At 70.8% G+C, this 16,050-nt stretch carries 15 protein-coding genes, 1 tRNA gene and 1 pseudogene; 14 read left to right on the plus strand and 3 right to left on the minus strand.

The window, feature by feature from the left end; translation table 11 throughout:
• Nucleotides 1–116: 116 nt before the first annotated feature.
• Nucleotides 117–1,457, minus strand: coding sequence for a UDP-N-acetylglucosamine 1-carboxyvinyltransferase (murA, locus tag ACWD6R_RS21990; RefSeq protein WP_037692423.1), 1,341 nt, complete (start codon nucleotides 1,455–1,457; stop codon nucleotides 117–119).
• A gap of 277 nt (nucleotides 1,458–1,734) precedes the next feature.
• Here murA and ACWD6R_RS21995 point away from each other — a divergent pair, with 277 nt between their 5' ends.
• From ACWD6R_RS21995 to ACWD6R_RS22020, 6 genes and pseudogenes are all read left to right on the plus strand, one after another.
• Nucleotides 1,735–2,295 (plus strand): YqgE/AlgH family protein, encoded by a 561-nt coding sequence (locus ACWD6R_RS21995; RefSeq protein WP_037692425.1) that lies wholly within the window; start codon nucleotides 1,735–1,737, stop codon nucleotides 2,293–2,295.
• Between the two features lie 29 nt (nucleotides 2,296–2,324).
• A complete protein-coding gene (locus ACWD6R_RS22000; protein WP_063756076.1) occupies nucleotides 2,325–2,618 on the plus strand; it encodes a DUF3039 domain-containing protein in 294 nt (97 codons plus the stop codon).
• Nucleotides 2,619–3,041: 423 nt separating this feature from the next.
• A pseudogene (locus ACWD6R_RS22005) lies at nucleotides 3,042–3,523 on the plus strand (family 20 glycosylhydrolase); the annotation flags it as partial.
• Nucleotides 3,524–3,841: 318 nt separating this feature from the next.
• A complete protein-coding gene (locus ACWD6R_RS22010) occupies nucleotides 3,842–4,738 on the plus strand; it encodes an FAD binding domain-containing protein (RefSeq protein WP_451820238.1) in 897 nt (298 codons plus the stop codon).
• Complete coding sequence (locus tag ACWD6R_RS22015) at nucleotides 4,735–6,216, plus strand: 2Fe-2S iron-sulfur cluster-binding protein (protein WP_451820239.1); 1,482 nt, start codon at nucleotides 4,735–4,737, stop codon at nucleotides 6,214–6,216. The genes ACWD6R_RS22010 and ACWD6R_RS22015 overlap by 4 nt, the downstream gene beginning before the upstream one ends.
• Nucleotides 6,213–8,540: a xanthine dehydrogenase family protein molybdopterin-binding subunit gene (locus ACWD6R_RS22020; RefSeq protein WP_451820240.1), complete on the plus strand. Its 2,328-nt coding sequence runs from the start codon at nucleotides 6,213–6,215 to the stop codon at nucleotides 8,538–8,540. The genes ACWD6R_RS22015 and ACWD6R_RS22020 overlap by 4 nt, the downstream gene beginning before the upstream one ends.
• A 184-nt stretch (nucleotides 8,541–8,724) precedes the next feature.
• Here ACWD6R_RS22020 and ACWD6R_RS22025 read toward each other — a convergent pair whose 3' ends face one another.
• Nucleotides 8,725–9,132, minus strand: coding sequence for a hypothetical protein (locus ACWD6R_RS22025; protein ID WP_451820241.1), 408 nt, complete (start codon nucleotides 9,130–9,132; stop codon nucleotides 8,725–8,727).
• A gap of 123 nt (nucleotides 9,133–9,255) precedes the next feature.
• On the opposite strand from ACWD6R_RS22025, the gene ACWD6R_RS22030 reads away from it, so the two are divergent.
• Nucleotides 9,256–10,032: a helix-turn-helix domain-containing protein gene (locus tag ACWD6R_RS22030; RefSeq protein ID WP_451820242.1), complete on the plus strand. Its 777-nt coding sequence runs from the start codon at nucleotides 9,256–9,258 to the stop codon at nucleotides 10,030–10,032.
• Nucleotides 10,029–10,277 carry a DUF397 domain-containing protein gene (locus ACWD6R_RS22035; RefSeq protein WP_451820243.1) on the plus strand — a complete coding sequence of 83 codons (249 nt, stop codon included), beginning with the start codon at nucleotides 10,029–10,031 and terminating at the stop codon, nucleotides 10,275–10,277. Before ACWD6R_RS22030 ends, ACWD6R_RS22035 begins: the two co-directional genes overlap by 4 nt.
• Before the next feature lie 144 nt (nucleotides 10,278–10,421).
• Here the strand turns inward: ACWD6R_RS22035 and ACWD6R_RS22040 are convergent.
• Nucleotides 10,422–10,493 (minus strand) — tRNA-Cys (locus ACWD6R_RS22040).
• Nucleotides 10,494–10,684: 191 nt separating this feature from the next.
• Here ACWD6R_RS22040 and ACWD6R_RS22045 point away from each other — a divergent pair.
• From ACWD6R_RS22045 to ACWD6R_RS22070, 6 genes are all read left to right on the plus strand, one after another.
• Nucleotides 10,685–12,148 carry an MFS transporter gene (locus ACWD6R_RS22045; protein ID WP_451820244.1) on the plus strand — a complete coding sequence of 488 codons (1,464 nt, stop codon included), beginning with the start codon at nucleotides 10,685–10,687 and terminating at the stop codon, nucleotides 12,146–12,148.
• 36 nt (nucleotides 12,149–12,184) lie between these two features.
• Nucleotides 12,185–12,385, plus strand: coding sequence for a ribbon-helix-helix protein, CopG family (locus ACWD6R_RS22050; RefSeq protein ID WP_026290595.1), 201 nt, complete (start codon nucleotides 12,185–12,187; stop codon nucleotides 12,383–12,385).
• A complete protein-coding gene (locus ACWD6R_RS22055) occupies nucleotides 12,382–12,771 on the plus strand; it encodes a type II toxin-antitoxin system death-on-curing family toxin (protein ID WP_451820245.1) in 390 nt (129 codons plus the stop codon). The genes ACWD6R_RS22050 and ACWD6R_RS22055 overlap by 4 nt, the downstream gene beginning before the upstream one ends.
• Before the next feature lie 151 nt (nucleotides 12,772–12,922).
• Complete coding sequence (locus ACWD6R_RS22060) at nucleotides 12,923–14,704, plus strand: DEAD/DEAH box helicase (protein WP_451820246.1); 1,782 nt, start codon at nucleotides 12,923–12,925, stop codon at nucleotides 14,702–14,704.
• Nucleotides 14,705–14,819: 115 nt separating this feature from the next.
• Nucleotides 14,820–15,008 (plus strand): hypothetical protein, encoded by a 189-nt coding sequence (locus ACWD6R_RS22065; protein ID WP_451820247.1) that lies wholly within the window; start codon nucleotides 14,820–14,822, stop codon nucleotides 15,006–15,008.
• A gap of 370 nt (nucleotides 15,009–15,378) precedes the next feature.
• The gene (locus ACWD6R_RS22070) at nucleotides 15,379–16,020 is read left to right on the plus strand and encodes an IclR family transcriptional regulator (protein WP_451820248.1); all 642 of its coding nucleotides are present in this window, start codon (nucleotides 15,379–15,381) and stop codon (nucleotides 16,018–16,020) included.
• Nucleotides 16,021–16,050 lie beyond the last annotated feature (30 nt).

A 16,050-nucleotide genomic window follows, 5' to 3' on the forward strand; every position in this document is an offset into this window, starting at 1 on the left:
CGGAGCCGTACTCCTGGGGCCGCTGACGACGCTCACCGCGCCCGGTGGACCGCTGGACCGGCGGTGGCTGATGATCGGGGCGGGCGCCCCCGAACCCCCGATCCGGCTCTCGGCCGTCAGACCAGCGAGCCGCCCGGCAGCTCGACCTTCGCTCCGAGCTTCTCCAGCTTCTCCATGAAGTTCTCGTAGCCACGGTTGATCAGGTCGATCCCGTGCACCCGCGACGTTCCCTGTGCCGCCAGCGCGGCGATCAGGTACGAGAAACCGCCACGCAGGTCAGGAATGACCAGATCGGCGCCCTGCAGCTTCGTCGGGCCGGAGACGACCGCCGAGTGCAGGAAGTTCCGCTGGCCGAAGCGGCAGTCGGAGCCGCCCAGGCACTCGCGGTAGAGCTGGATGTGCGCGCCCATCTGGTTGAGCGCGGAGGTGAACCCGAGCCGGGACTCATACACCGTCTCGTGGACGATGGACAGCCCTGTGGCCTGCGTCAGCGCCACGACGAGCGGCTGCTGCCAGTCCGTCTGGAAGCCGGGGTGCACGTCCGTCTCCAGGGCAATGGCGTTCAGCGCGCCGCCCGGGTGCCAGAAGCGGATGCCCTCGTCGTCGATCTCGAAGGCGCCGCCGACCCGGCGGAAGGTGTTGAGGAACGTCATCATCGAGCGCTGCTGTGCGCCCCGTACGTAGATGTTGCCCTCGGTCGCCAGCGCCGCGGACGCCCAGGAGGCTGCCTCCAGGCGGTCCGGGATCGCCCGGTGCGTGTACCCGTCGAGCCGGTCGACGCCCGTGATGCGGATGGTCCGGTCGGTGTCCATGGAGATGATCGCGCCCATCTTCTGCAGTACGCAGATGAGGTCCTCGATCTCCGGCTCCACGGCCGCGTTGGACAGCTCGGTGACACCCTCGGCGAGCACCGCCGTCAGCAGCACCTGCTCGGTGGAGCCCACCGACGGGTACGGCAGCCGGATCTTCGTGCCGCGCAGCCGCTGCGGGGCCTCCAGGTACTGGCCGTCGGCCCGCTTCTCGATCGTCGCGCCGAACTGCCGCAGCACGTCGAAGTGGAAGTCGATCGGCCGTCCGCCGATGTCGCAGCCGCCGAGCCCCGGAATGAAGGCGTGGCCCAGCCGGTGCAGCAGCGGGCCGCAGAACAGGATCGGGATGCGCGACGAGCCCGCGTGGGCATCGATGTCAGCGACGTTGGCGCTCTCGACATGGGTGGGGTCCAGGATCAGCTCGCCCGGCTCGTCACCGGGCCGGACCGTCACACCGTGCAACTGCAGCAGCCCCCGCACGACCCGCACATCGCGGATGTCGGGCACATTGCGCAGCCGGCTGGGCCCGCTGCCGAGCAGCGCGGCGACCATTGCCTTCGGCACCAGGTTCTTGGCGCCTCGGACGCGGATCTCGCCCTCCAGCGGGGTTCCGCCGTGGACAAGCAGGACATCGTCTGTGCCGGTCATGAATCTCGCGTTCCGGAGTGGTCGGGCAGGGGGCCAACCGAAAGGGTAATGGCCCCCCACCCCCGTTCCATAAGGCGGCGGGGGGTGTATGAACGTCATGAATCAGCCACAACACGCTCTGCTCGCCACGCCTCGCGGAGGGTCACCGCCCACATGTGCCCCCGGGCTGCGCGCTCCCCACCGCACCCGTGCGCCCTGAGCTGCGCTCGGGCTCCCTCGCCGGACCGGCGCGTCACTTGGCCCCCACGGAGGGCCAAGATGCGGGATCATTTCTGCCATGACCGAGGTGTCCTCGCTCACAGGGCGACTGCTCGTGGCCACACCCACCCTCGCGGACCCGAATTTCGACCGCGCGGTGGTGCTGCTCCTCGACCACGACGAGGAGGGCTCACTCGGCGTCGTCCTGAACCGCCCGACCCCGGTCGGCGTCGGTGACATCCTCGAGTCCTGGGCCGGCCTGACCGGCGAACCGGACGTCGTCTTCCAGGGCGGTCCGGTCTCCCTCGACTCGGCGCTCGGCGTCGCGGTGATCCCCGGCGACGAGGGGCCGCTCGGCTGGCGCAGGGTGTACGGGGCGATCGGCCTGGTGGACCTGGAGGCGCCGCCGGAACTGCTGGCCGCGGCGCTCGGCTCGCTGCGGATCTTCGCAGGGTATGCGGGCTGGGGCCCCGGGCAGCTGGAGACGGAGCTGACCGAGGGCGCCTGGTACGTGGTGGAGTCGGAGCCCGGAGACGTCTCCTCGCCGCGTCCGGAACATCTGTGGCGGGCGGTCCTGCGCCGTCAGCGCAGTGAACTCGCCATGATCGCCACCTACCCGGACGACCCTTCGCTCAACTGAACCGCGGGGCTTTCAGTACCCTGGCTGTTATGAGCACTCTTGAGCCCGAGCGCGGGGCAGGTACGGGGACCCTCGTAGAGCCGACGCCGCAGGTGTCGAGCGGCGACGGCGACCACGAGCGCTACGCCCATTACGTCCAGAAGGACAAGATCATGGCGAGTGCCCTGGAGGGCACCCCCGTGGTCGCACTGTGCGGAAAGGTCTGGGTGCCGGGGCGCGACCCCAAGAAGTATCCGGTCTGTCCCATGTGCAAGGAGATCTACGAGTCCATGGGCGCCGGTGGCGACAAGGACAAGGGCAAGGGCGGCAAGGACAAGAAGTAGTCCGTCCGCAGACCGTTCGGGCCGAGCCCCCGGAGCGCGCTGATGCGCGCCCCGGGGGTTTTGCGTACAGCCGTCATCCCCGTGTGCGTGGCGCGGGCTGTACCGGCGCCCACGCGCGGCACGGCTGAGAGCCTGTCGGGTGACCTCTGATCGGGCGGCCACGCCCTGGCACGCACGCTTCCCGCGTTGCCGAAATGCCCTGGTAGCTCCTTCCCCAAGCTCTCAGCTTCGTTCGAGTAGGGGAGACCCCATCCGAGGGCCTTCCGGCGCCTTGGAATCGCACGCACCAGACCGCGTCCGCTTTCCGGTCGAAGGTCACCCGACAGGCTCTGAGCCGACGGGCCCGGTCGAGGTGTCGTCCGCGTACCGTGCGAGAGCCGTGGGTCGAGGGTGCGGCCTTTGCCACGGGCCTGCGTCGGGGGCGTGGAGATCAAGCGCTTCCCGAAGCTCACCGAGATCGGTTCCTGGCGCACCCGTACCAAGCACGGACACCGGGCCTTGGAGCTGTGGGACGAGACCCCGCACGGCGGCCACTACACGCAGGACGACATCCGCGAGATCGTCGCGTACGCCGCCGAGCGGCATATCCGTGTCGTCCCCGAGATCGACATTCCGGGCCACTCGCAGGCTGCCATCAGCGCCTACCCGGAACTGGGCAACACCGACATCATCGACACCACCGCCCTCTCCGTCTGGGACACCTGGGGCGTCGCCGGTCGCCTGGTCGGCACTGCCCGCCTCCGCCGACCGGGACTTCGCCGACTTCGAGCGCCGGATGACCGCGCACTACGCCCGGCTTGACGCGCTCGGCGTCGATTTACCGCCCGCAGGGCGGCCCGTTGCCGTGGCAGAAGCGCCCCGGCATCCTCGGACGTCCGATCGAAGGTGCGCCCCCGAACGTGTGATCCCGCTCGCGGACCGGGGCACGGCCACCGCGGTTCCTGGGACCGTGGTGGCCGGAAGCGCTCTCGCCGGCCTGCCGGAACCAGGCTTCCCTGGAAGGGAATAAGTCGTACAAGGCTTACCAAAGGGTGGTAATTCGCACTCTGTGCATAAGAGGCGCGAAACGGGAGCATCCCCCAGGTCAGGGGCGGATGCGCCCTTCGCGGACCCTCGCGTCGGTCCGATCGGAAGATGTGCCAGAGTTGCCACGTCCGGGCTTTGAGCACGTACCGTACGGCGAAACAAGCGGGATGCCGGGACACCGGGAAGGGGCAGCTGGGTTGACCACGCACGCACCGCAGGCGACGCAGACGGTGACGCTGCCCGCCTCGCTCGACGAGGCCGTGGCGGCACTCGGCGCCATGCCGGCCGCCGTTCCCGTGGCCGGCGGCACGGACCTGATGTCGGCCGTCAACAAGGGGCTGCTGCGCCCCTCCGGACTCGTCGGCCTCGGCCGCATCAGCGAGCTCCGCGGCTGGCACTACCAGGACGGTCACGCCCTGCTCGGCGCCGGACTCACCCACGCACGCATGGGCCGGCCCGACTTCGCCGCACTGATCCCCGCCCTGGCCGCGTCCGCGCGCGCCGCGGGCCCGCCCCAGATCCGTAACGCCGGGACGCTCGGCGGCAACATCGCCACCGCGGCCCCGACCGGCGACGCCCTTCCCGTGCTTGCCGCCCTGGAGGCGGAGCTCGTCATCGCGGGCCCCGGCGGCGCCCGCCGCGAGATCCCCGTCTCGCACCTGCTGGCCGGCCGGGAGATGCTCGAACCCGCGGAGCTGATCGCCTTCATCCGCGTACCGCTGCTGCACGCCCCCCAGGTCTTCTTCAAGGCGACCGGCCGCACCGGCCCCGGCCGGGCCACCGCATCCGTCGCGATCGTCCTCGACCCGGCCCGGCGCGGGGTGCGCTGCGCGGTCGGCGCGATCGCACCGATGCCGCTGCGTCCGCTGGAGGCCGAGCGCTGGATCGCCTCGCTGATCGACTGGGACGGCGAACGGGGCCTGGCGCCCGACGCGCTGGCCGCCTTCGGCGAGTACGTCGCTGCCGCCTGCATCCCGGACCAGCCGCCGCCCGCCGACGGGGGAGAGGCGCCACCGCTGCCCCCCGCCGTACTGCATCTGCGGCGCACGGTCGCCGCGCTCGCCCGTCGCGCGCTGGGGAGGGCACTGTCGTGAGCAACGGCAACGCCGACAACGGGAACAACGAGGGCCCCGCCGACCAGCACGGCGGCTGGCAGCCGACCGCGCAGGGCGGCGAGTACGACGCCGAGGCGACCGCCTTCGTCCAGCTGCCCCCGGAGGACCTGGCGAACATCCCGCTGGCCGCTCCCGGACAGGGCTACGTACCGCCGATGATCGTGCCGCTGACCCCCGCGGCCGGGCTCGACCCGGCGGCGACGGGCAGCTGGGTCGTGCAGGCGCAGAGCACGCAGGGCCAGGAGACGGAGCAGCAGGCGACGGGCGCGGTGCACTGGCCGGACCCGAACGAACAGCAGCACCAGCAGCACCAGCAGCTTCCGGAGTACCCGCAGCACGAGCAGTACCCGCAGCGGGGCGAGGCGTCGGCCTCGACCGGCCAGTGGAACTTCGCCGAGGCGACGGCCGCCGAGACTTCCGGCCACGCCGGCCAGTGGACGATCCCGGGCGCCGATGGCGACCTGCCGGAGGAATCCGGCGAGTTCGCGGCCTCGGCGCCGGCGTCCCAGTGGTACGCGGACCGGACGCCACCGGCCACGCTGCCGGGTGGCGCGCCCGCGCCGTGGGCGACGCAGCCGGAGGCTCCCGAGGTTTCCGAGACGGTCGAGACGGCCGCGGAGGGCACGGCGGACACCCCGGCGCCGGGCACGGACCTCACGCAGGTCCCGGCCCCGGACGCCACCCCGGACGCCACCGCGTCGGAAACGGGCGAGCCGCTGACGGAGCCCGTGGCCGACACCATGGCCACCCCCCAGCAGGCCCTCCCCACCGACCCCCCTCACGACACCACCTTCGACGCCCCCCTCGACACGCCCCCCGACACGCCCCCCGACACCCCCAGCGAGCACCCGTCCGCCTCCTACGTCCTGCATGTGAACGGCGCCGACCGCCCCGTCACGGACGCCTGGATCGGCGAGTCCCTGCTCTACGTGCTCCGCGAGCGTCTCGGCCTCGCCGGAGCCAAGGACGGCTGCTCGCAGGGCGAGTGCGGTGCCTGCAACGTCCAGGTCGACGGCCGCCTCGTCGCCTCCTGCCTGGTCCCCGCGGCCACCGCGGCGGGCAGCGAGGTCCGTACGGTCGAGGGCCTGGCCGTCGACGGCGAGCCGTCCGACGTGCAGCGCGCCCTGGCCGACTGCGGCGCCGTCCAGTGCGGCTTCTGCATCCCCGGCATGGCCATGACCATCCACGACCTGCTGGAGGGCAACCACGCCCCCAGCGAACTGGAGACCCGCCAGGCGCTCTGCGGCAACCTCTGCCGCTGCTCCGGCTACCGCGGCGTCCTGGACGCCGTGAACGAGGTCATCGCGGGCCGCGAGGCGAGCACCGAGGCCGCCACGGAGCCCGGCGCCGCCACCGCGTCCGCGGATGCGCATTCCACCGGGGCCCGCATCCCGCACCAGGCGGCGCCCGGTGCCGGTAGTGTCCAGCCCCATCTGCAGGACGGAGGCATGGCGTGAGCAACGACGCAGCCACCGCAACCCACACGGCGCTCACCATTCCGCTGGTGGACGGCCCCGGCGCCGAGCCGCCCGTACTCGGCATCGGCGCCTCGCTGCCGCCCGCCGACACCCGTGCCAAGACCGAGGGCACGTTCCCGTACGCGGCCGACCTCTGGGCCGAGGGACTGCTCTGGGCGGCCGTGCTCCGTTCCCCGCACTCGCACGCCCGCATCCTGTCCATCGACACCACGGGCGCCGCGGAGATGCCCGGCGTACGTGCGGTCGTCACCCACGAGGACGTCCCCGGCGACGGGGCGTACGGACGCCGGGTCGTCGACCGCCCCGTCTTCGCCTCCGAACTGGTCCGCCACCACGGCGAATCGATCGCCGCGGTCGCTGCCGACCACCCCGACACGGCCCGCCTCGCCGCGGCGGCGATCGTCGTCGAGTACGAGGTCCTCGAACCGGTCACCGACCCGGAGAAGGCGTTCGCCGCGGAGCCCCTGCACCCCGACGGCAACCTCATCCGCCACATCCCGCTGCGCTACGGCGACCCGGACGTGACGGGCGACGTCATCGTCGAGGGCCTGTACCGCATCGGCCGCCAGGACCCCGCCCCGATCGGCGCCGAGGCCGGCCTCGCCGTGCCGCGCCCCGACGGCGGTGTGGAGATCTACACCGCCTCCACCGACCCGCACACCGACCGCGACCTCGCCGCCGCCTGCTTCGGCCTCGAACCGGACCGGGTGAAGATCGTCGTCACCGGCGTTCCCGGAGCGACCGGCGACCGCGAGGACCCGGGCTTCCAGCTCCCGCTCGGCCTGCTCGCCCTGCGCACCGGCTGCCCGGTCAAACTGGCCGCCACCCGCGAGGAGTCCTTCCTCGGCCACGCCCACCGCCACCCGACGCTGCTCCGCTACCGCCACCACGCGGACGCAGAAGGCAGGCTGGTCAAGGTCGAGGCGCAGATCCTCCTCGACGCGGGCGCGTACGCCGACGCCTCGTCCGAGTCCCTGGCCGCGGCGGTCGCGTTCGCCTGCGGTCCGTACGTCGTCCCGCACGCCTTCATCGAGGGCTGGGCGGTCCGTACGAACAACCCGCCGTCCGGCCATGTGCGCGGCGAGGGCGCCATGCAGGTCTGCGCGGCGTACGAGGGCCAGATGGACAAGCTGGCCGTCAAGCTCGGCATCGACCCGGCCGAACTCCGCCTCCGTAACTCGCTCTCCACCGGCGACATCCTCCCGACCGGCCAGACAGTGACATGCCCCGCCCCCGTGGCCGAACTCCTGCGTGCGGTGCGGGACTTCCCGCTTCCCGCGCTCCCCATGGACTCCCCGGAGGATGACTGGCTGCTCCCCGGCGGCCCGGAGGGCGCAGGCGAACCCGGTGCCGTACGCCGCGGCGTCGGCTACGCACTCGGCATGGTCCACATGCTCGGAGCCGAAGGCGCGGACGAGGTCTCCACCGCCACGGTCAGGGTCCACGACGGCGTCGCCACGGTCATCTGCGCCGCGGTCGAAACCGGCCAGGGCTTCAGCACCCTGGCCCGCCAGGTCGTCCAGGAGACCCTGGGCATCGAAGAGGTCCATGTGGCCGCGGTCGACACCGACCAGCCCCCGGCGGGCCCGTCCACACACGGCCGCCACACCTGGGTCTCCGCCGGAGCGGTGGAACGCGCCGCCAAGATGGTCCGCACCCAGCTCCTCCAGCCCCTGGCCCACCAGTTCGGCATGTCCACCGAGCTGCTCCAGATCACGGACGGCAAGATCACCTCGTACGACGGCGTGCTGTCCACGACGGTCACGGAGGCGATGGACGGCAAGGAACTCTGGGCCACCGCCCAGTGCCGCCCCCACCCGACCGAGCCGCTCGACGAGTCCGGCCAGGGCGACGCGTTCGTCGGCCTCGCCTTCTGCGCGATCCGCGCGGTCGTGGACGTCGACATCGAACTCGGGTCGATCCGCGTGGTCGAGATGGCCGTGGCCCAGGACGTGGGCCGGATCCTCAACCCGTCCCAACTGGCGACCCGTATCGAAGCAGGCGTCACCCAGGGCATCGGCGCAGCCCTGACGGAGAACCTCCGTACGACCCGCGGTGTGATCCGCCACCCCGACCTCACGGGTTACGCCCTCCCTACTTCCCTTGACGCCCCCGACATTCGCATCGTCAAACTTGTCGAAGAACGCGACGTGGTAGCCCCCTTCGGCGCCAAGCCGGCTTCCGCGATCCCCGTGGTGACCTCCCCCGCAGCAGTGGCCGCAGCAGTACGAGCCGCCACCGGCCGCCCGATCAACCGCCTTCCGATTCGACCCCAGGCGGCGGTGGCGGCCCCCAAGTCCTGAGCCCTGCACCGATGATGTGATCCGGGTCGCAGATGCAACCCGGAGGTGGAACAGGCCGCGGCGGAAGCTGCGGCGGCGAAGGAACACAAGCCTTCGGCCACGTCGGACAAGCCGGGGCACACGTCCGACGGCGCTGTCTATTGATGAGGGCGTGATCGGTCGTGCGGCCCTACCCGCGCCCGCCTCACCGCTCCTCCGGGGCCAACTGCGCCATCACCAGCCCGTACAGCAGTTCCACGTCCACGAACTCCCCTTCCCTCGGCGGCCCGTACCGCCAGCTCAGCGGATACGTGTTGCCGTCGGGTGCGGGGATTCCCACGTACTGGTCACGGGCGGCCGGCCCGAAGCACCTGGCACCCGGCGGCCAGTCGTACTCCTTGCTCGACCCGGGCGGGATCAGGAAGTACATCCACCGGCCGCCCGCGATCTCCCGTACGACCGGGCCCGGTTCGCCCTCGGTGAGGGTTCCGAGGTGGTGCAGCACTGCCTCACCCCGTACGCCGCGCAGCCGGATGGCGTCGAAGTGGATGCCGGTCAGGTGGATGTGGAGTCCGGCGGACGGTACCCAATCGGGGTGCTTCTTGCTCGTCATGACTATGAGGATTCCCTTGGCTGCGTAGCGTGACCGGAAGGGCGCGATCCACATCGACGGGTTGTAGGGAGGGTGGTGGTGGCTGTGGGGACCAGGGGTGAGCTGTCGCAGGTGCGGAGGCTTGTGGGGGACCTGATACGTATCCATCGGATACGGGCGGGGTTCACTCAGAAGGACGCTGCGGACAAGCTGTTGATCTCGGAGTCGCTGATGGGGGCGGTCGAGCGGGCGGAGCGCATCCCGACGCTGGAGTTGCTGGCCGACGCGGACGCGGTCTTCGTCGCGGGCGGTGCGCTGAAGGCGTGCATCGAGCTGATCGACGAGGAGAAGTACCCGGCGAAGTTCCTGGACTGGGCACGGCTGGAACGGCAGGCGCGGGTCATCAGCGCGTACGAGACGATGCTGATTCCGGGGCTGCTCCAGACGGAGGCGTACGCATACGCCCTCTACCGGGCACGCAAACCCGCGTACACCGAGGACGAGATCGTCCGGCATGTCGAGGCGCGGCTGGAACGGCAGGCGGTGCTGATGCGCACGCCTCCGCCGTACGTCGGGTTCGTCATCGAGGAGTCGATCCTGGACCGGACGCTCGGCGGTGCGGAGGTGCTGAAGGAGCAGTTGCTGCATCTGCTGGAGTGCATGGGGCGGATGAATCACCTCACGGTGCAGGTGATGCCCTCGGACCAGCACACACACGCGGGATTGAACGGGCCGATGCAGTTGATGTGCACGGCGGAAGGCCGCAATCTGGTCTTCGCGGAGAGCCAGGGCGGCGATAGGTTGATCTCCAGGCCGGAGCAGGTGGGTGACATGTTCGACCTCTTCGGCATCCTGCGGGCCCAGGCGCTCAATCCCTGGAAGTCGGCGGAGATCATCGAAACGAAGGCGAGGCAACTGTGACCACCGGGCCCGAGCTCTCCTGGTTCAAGTCCAGCTACAGCAACAACGAAGGCGGCGCCTGCGTCGAAGTCGCCTATGACTGGCGCAAGTCCAGCTACAGCGGCAACGAGGGCGAAGCCTGCGTGGAGGTTGCCACCTGCCCCCGCACCGTCCATGTCCGCGACTCCAAGGTCACCGACGGCCCCACCTTCGCCGTCGCCCCCGCCGCCTGGACCGCCTTCCTGGCGGGTGCCGTCGCGGGCTGATCGCGAGCGTCGGCGCCGGCGGGGGCGCGCAGCGCAGGCCGGGTTCACGGCGGAGGACGCTGTCCGGGACGCCGTGGCGCGCGCCCTGGACCCGGGAAAGCCGCCTGCCCCGGAACTTCCCCAGGGTGGGCGGCTTCGTCTGCGAGGCCGTGACCGGATTCGAACCGGTGTAACTCGAGTTGCAGTCGAGCCCCTGAACCACTCGGGCACACGGCCGTGTGCTGGTGTTTCTTGCTGATGTGTCGACCGTAGGGGGCACGGGAGGTGGGCTCAAGGGTGCGGGCCGCGCGGCAATGCGACTGCCATACCCCGTTCATGCTCGGCGCCCGGTCCTACGACCAAGGGAGGAGTGGACGACCACCTCACGACAGGGCCGAAAGCGGATCTTGCCCCTTACTCTTGGGCTCATGAGTGTGGAACCGCGTGACGACGTCGATGTCTCGCCCCTTGCCGTGGACGCCCCTGTCGCCGCCGAATCCGGAGGGGTGCTCGGGCGGACCTATCGGGCGCTGAGTATCGGCATCGTCTCCGTCGTGTTCCTGATCGCCTTCGAGGCGACGGCAGTGGGGACCGCGATGCCGGTCGCCGCCCGGGAGCTGCACGGCATTCCGCTCTACGCGTTCGCGTTCTCCGCGTACTTCACCACCAGCCTGTTCGCCATGGTGCTCTCGGGGCAGTGGGCGGACCGGCGCGGGCCGCTGGCGCCGCTCGCCACCGGGATCGGTGCCTTCGGGGCCGGTCTGCTGCTGTCGGGGACGGCGGGCAGCATGTGGATGTTCATCTCCGGGCGGGCCGTGCAGGGGCTCGGTGGCGGGCTGGTGATCGTGGCGTTGTACGTGGTGATCAGCCGGGCGTATCCGGAGCGTCTGCGGCCGTCGATCATGGCCGCGTTCGCGGCGAGCTGGGTGATCCCGTCCGTCGTCGGGCCGCTCGCCGCCGGGAGCGTGACCGAGCACCTGGGGTGGCGGTGGGTTTTCATCGGCATCCCCGTGCTCGTGGTGTTCCCGCTGGCGCTCGCGCTGCCCGCGATACGGCACCGGGCGTCGGGGCCGGCCGATCCGGCGGCACCCGTGGAGCCGTACGACCGGCGCCGCATCGTGCTCGCGCTCGGGATCTCGGTGGGGGCGGGGCTGCTCCAGTACGCCGGGCAGGAGCGGAACTGGTTCGCGCTGCTTCCGGCCGTCGCGGGGGTTGCCCTGCTCGTCCCCGCCGTGCGCGGACTGCTGCCCCCGGGGACCGGCAGGGCGGCGCGCGGGCTGCCCTCGGTGGTGCTGCTGCGCGGGGTGGCGGCCGGGTCGTTCATCGCCGCCGAGTCGTTCGTACCGCTGATGCTGGTGACCCAGCGCGGGCTGAGCCCGACGATGGCCGGGCTCTCGCTCGCGGCCGGGGGCGGGACCTGGGCGCTCGGTTCGTACGTACAGTCCCGGCCGCGCCTTGAGCCGTACCGGGAGCGTCTGATGGTGGGCGGCATGGTGCTGGTCGCCGCTGCGATCGCGGCCGCGCCGTCCGTGCTGATCGACTCGGTGCCGGTCTGGACCGTGGCCGTGGCCTGGGCCTTCGGGTGCTTCGGCATGGGCATGGTGCTCGCTTCGACGAGCGTGCTGCTGCTGAAGCTGTCGGCGCCGGAGGAGGCGGGTGCCAACTCCGCGGCGCTCCAGATCTCCGACGGGCTGTCGAACGTGCTGCTGCTGGCCGCGGGCGGGGCGGCGTTCGCCGCGCTCGGCGGCGGCTCGGTGGGGGCGGTGCACGACTCAGTGGAGGCGGGCGCGTCGGGGGCGCATCCGGGGGCGTTCGCGGTGGTGTTCCTGCCGATGGCGGGGGTGGCACTGGTGGGGGCGTGGGTGGCGGGCCGGGTGCGGGAAAAGGCGTAGTACCACTCTGGCCCCACTCGATGGTACCGTTTTGGTATGGCTATGAACCTGCGTCTTCGTGACGATCAGACCGAAGCCCTCAAGCAGCGTGCGGAGCAGGAGGGGACCAGCATGCACGCCATACTGCTGCAGGCCGTGGACGACTACCTGGCCAGGACCGCTCAGCAGGCCATCGTCCGCAAGACGGCCAAGGAGCAGGCGGCCAAGTGGAGCGAGCTCATGGAGCGGCTCAAGTGACCTGCGTCTACCTGACCTCCGAGGACATCCTCGTCATCGCCGAGCACGCCTGCGCGGACATGCACGTCGTCGTGCGCGACGCCGGGCTCCTCGAATCGGCGGCCCACCGCCCCTCCGCGGCCATGTACGGCGAGGAGGCATACCCGGATCCGATCGACAAGGCCGCCGCGCTCCTGCAGTCCTTGGCGATCAACCACCCGTTCTTCGACGGCAACAAACGTACGGCCTGGCTGTCGTGCGTGACCTTCCTCGCGATGAACGGGATCGATCTGCGCCCGGACATCGATGCCGCGGAACGCCTGGTCATCGCGGTGGCCACAGGGGAAATGGACGAGGTGAAAGTCATCTCTCAGGGGCTGCGCGAGCTGGTCGTCGACGACGTGTGACAGCCATCGCAATTCCGTGCGGGGCGACGCAGTTCGAGGCGGTTCACACCCGGCCCCCCGGTAAGGTGGCCCGGTTGTCGTATCGCGTACGAGCCCCTCCCGGCCCGTACGGACAGCACCCCACGTACCCGAGAGCCCCGAACCGGAGACCGTGACTACTACCGCCTCCCACCACCTCTCACCCGCCTATCCCGGCCGCGCCCCCTGGGGCACGGCCGGCAAGCTGCGAGCCTGGCAGCAGGGCGCCATGGAGAAGTACATCCAGGAGCAGCCGCGTGACTTCCTCGCGGTCGCCACCCCCGGCGCAGGGAAGACCACCTTCGCGCTGACCCTCGCGTCATGGCTGCTGCACCACCACGTCGTGCAGCAGATCACCGTCGTCGCGCCGACCGAGCACCTGAAGAAGCAGTGGGCGGAGGCGGCCGCCCGGATAGGGATCAAGCTCGACCCCGAGTACAGCGCGGGCCCCGTGAGCAAGGAGTACCACGGGGTCGCGATCACCTACGCGGGTGTCGGTGTCCGCCCGATGCTGCACCGCAACCGGTGCGAGCAGCGCAAGACCCTCGTGATCCTCGACGAGATCCACCACGCCGGTGACTCGAAGTCCTGGGGCGAGGCGTGTCAGGAGGCGTTCGACCCGGCCACCCGGCGGCTCGCGCTCACCGGTACGCCGTTCCGGTCCGACACCAACCCGATCCCCTTCGTCGCGTACGAGGAGGGCAACGACGGCATCCGGCGCTCCTCGGCCGACTACACCTACGGCTACGGGAACGCGCTCGCCGACGGCGTCGTCCGCCCTGTGATCTTCCTCAGCTACAGCGGCAACATGCGCTGGCGCACCAAGGCCGGTGACGAGATCGCCGCCAGGCTCGGCGAGCCGATGACCAAGGACGCCATCGGGCAGGCCTGGCGCACCGCGCTCTCGCCCACGGGCGACTGGATCCCCAATGTGCTGTCCGCCGCCGACAAGCGGCTGACCGAAGTACGCAAGGGCATTCCGGATGCCGGTGGGCTCGTCATCGCCACCGATCAGGAGTCGGCGCGCGAGTACGCCAAGATCCTGAAGAAGGTGACGGGCGAGTCCCCGGCTGTGGTCCTCTCCGACGAGAAGGCGGCGTCGAAGAAGATCGACAAGTTCAGCCAGGACGAATCGCGCTGGATGGTCGCGGTACGGATGGTGTCGGAGGGCGTCGACGTCCCGCGTCTCGCCGTGGGCGTGTACGCCACCACCATCTCCACGCCGCTCTTCTTCGCGCAGGCCGTCGGCCGTTTCGTGCGCTCGCGCAGGCGCGGCGAGACCGCTTCCGTCTTCGTACCGACCATTCCGATGCTCCTCGACTTCGCCAACGAGATGGAGGTCGAACGGGACCACGTCCTCGACAAGCCCAAGAAGGGCAGCGACGAGGAGAACCCGTTCGCGGAGGAGGACAGGCTCCTCGCCGACGCCGAGAAGCTGGAGGACGAGGAGACCGAGGAGCAGCTGCCCTTCGAGGCCCTCGAATCCGACGCGGTCTTCGACCGGGTGCTGTACGACGGTGCCGAATTCGGCATGCAGGCGCACCCCGGGAGCGAGGAGGAGCAGGACTACCTGGGGATTCCGGGGCTCCTGGAACCCGACCAGGTGCAGTTGCTGCTCCAGAAGCGGCAGACCCGGCAGATCGCGCACAGCCGCCAGAAGCCGGCCGGGGAGGCCGATCTGCTGGAGAAGCCGGCGGAGGCCCGGCCGGTGGTCACGCACAAGCAGCTGCTGGGACTGCGCAAGCAGCTCAACACGATGGTGTCGGCGTACACGCACCAGAGCGGCAAACCGCACGGGGTGATCCACACCGAGCTGCGGCGGGTCTGCGGAGGGCCGCCGAGCGCGGAGGCGACGGCGGGGCAGATCCAGCAGCGGATCAAGAAGGTGCAGGAGTGGGCCACCCGGATGAGGTGAGTCCGCTCGTGTCAGGTGCCGGCCCGGTACGGGGACAGAGATCCTCGTGCCGGGTCGGCGTCGTCCGTGCGGCCGTCACCGTCGTGGGGCCGTCGACTCACAGACCTCCGGCCCGGTGAGGACCGAGGTCGTCGGGCTCGACGGGGCGTTCTCGCAGACCTTCACCGTCGACGCGGTGGACACCGTCGCGATCGGGGTCGAGGAGGATCTCGTCGACCCGCGGGTCGAGGCCGCCGCGTTCGCCCTCGACTTCACCGCCCCCGGGACCCGGACACGAAGGCGCCACGGGCCGGCGAGGTCCTGACAGACGGAAAAATTATCCAACATTCGTTCACCGTGAGTTGACGGTGGTTCACTTCTGTGAATGGAGTGTCGCACTGGCGTCGGTCGACCTGAACGCGCGTAGATATTCCGGATCCGGCCGGCGCCGCGCTGGCCGGCGCTTATGTTTCTGCGGCACAGCCGCTCTTCCACATGCGCCCGGATTCTGGACAAGGTCTTCCGCTGAGCGGACTGGCTCGCTACTGTCCCCGAAAAGTGAACGCTCTGTGGCAGCGCCGCCGCGGAGCGCAGCCGGTGCCTTGGCCGCCGGCGGACTCTCCGTGCGTCGCCGCTGGGACCGGCGACGCAACCTCCGTGAGGGTGCCGCCACTCACCGAAGAGGAGAGGGCGTCGTGACCGCGGAGACCTCCCAGACGCTCGACCGGGGACTGCGCGTCCTCAAGCTGCTCGCCGACACCGACCACGGGCTGACCGTCACCGAGTTGTCCAACAAACTCGGCGTCAACCGCACCGTCGTCTACCGGCTGCTGGCCACACTGGAACAACATGCCCTGGTGCGCCGGGACCTGGGCGGCAGGGCCAGGGTGGGACTCGGCGTGCTGCGCCTGGGCCGCCAGGTGCATCCGCTGGTACGGGAGGCTGCGCTGCCCGCGCTTCGGTCCCTGGCCGAGGACATCGGAGCCACCGCCCACCTGACGCTGGTCGACGGCAGCGATGCGCTGGCGGTTGCTGTCGTCGAACCGACCTGGACCGATTATCACGTGGCCTACCGGGCCGGCTTCCGTCATCCGCTCGACAAGGGCGCCGCGGGCCGGGCGATCCTGGCCGCACGGGCGAAGCCGGGGTCCGAGCCCGTGTTCACGCTCACGCACGGCGAGCTGGAAGCGGGCGCGAGTGGCGCGGCGGCGGCCCTGCTGGGAGTCACGGGCGTGGAGGGCAGCGTGGGCGTCGTGATGCTGACGGACGCGGTACCGGAACGAGTCGGCCCGCGAGTCGTCGACGCGGCGCGCGAGGTCGCGGACGCGTTGCGGTAGTACCGGGGCCGTCCGGTGGCCGCTTCGTCC

This window comes from Streptomyces sp. NPDC005151 (assembly GCF_053599875.1).